Here is a 530-nt window from a genome sequence, read left to right on the forward strand (position 1 = left end):
CGGTATCGACGTGCATCGCAAGCGCTCGCAGATCGCCGTGGTGGGTCACGACGGTGCGGTGCGAGTGAACCGGAACGTGCCCAATGGCGTCCGCACCGTTCTGGGGGTCATCGGGGACCTGCCGATCGGCGCGCCCGTCGCCTTCGAGGCCGCGTTCGGCTGGGGCTGGCTGGTGGAGATGCTGGAGGACTACGGTTTTCAGCCCCATCTGGTCCATCCCTCACGGTGCAAGGCGATCGCCTCGGCCCGGTTGAAGAACGACAAGGTCGACGCTGCAACCCTCGCCCGGCTGCTGCGTGCTGATCTGCTGCCGGAAGCATGGATCGCCCCCACGGCCGTCCGGCAGCAGCGCATCCTGCTACGGCACCGGTTCCACTTGGTGCGCCTGCGTACCCTGCTGCGCAACCGCATCCACGCCGTGCTCGCCGAGCACGGTCTCGAGCGGCCCGGGGCCTGCTTCACGGCCGCAGGGCGGGCGTGGCTGGAGGGCCTGGATCTTCCGGACGCCTCGCGCACCGTCGTCGACCAGC

Annotated in this window: 1 protein-coding gene; it reads left to right on the forward strand. The window is 69.6% G+C overall.

Annotation, left to right across the window (positions count from 1 at the left end; all coding sequences use genetic code 11):
• A partial coding sequence (locus ACTWQJ_RS52165; RefSeq protein WP_443313320.1) for an IS110 family transposase occupies positions 1-530 on the forward strand: 530 nt, incomplete at both ends.

Source organism: Streptomyces sp. KR55 (genome assembly GCF_052245645.1).
Taxonomy (GTDB): domain Bacteria; phylum Actinomycetota; class Actinomycetes; order Streptomycetales; family Streptomycetaceae; genus Streptomyces; species Streptomyces flavusporus.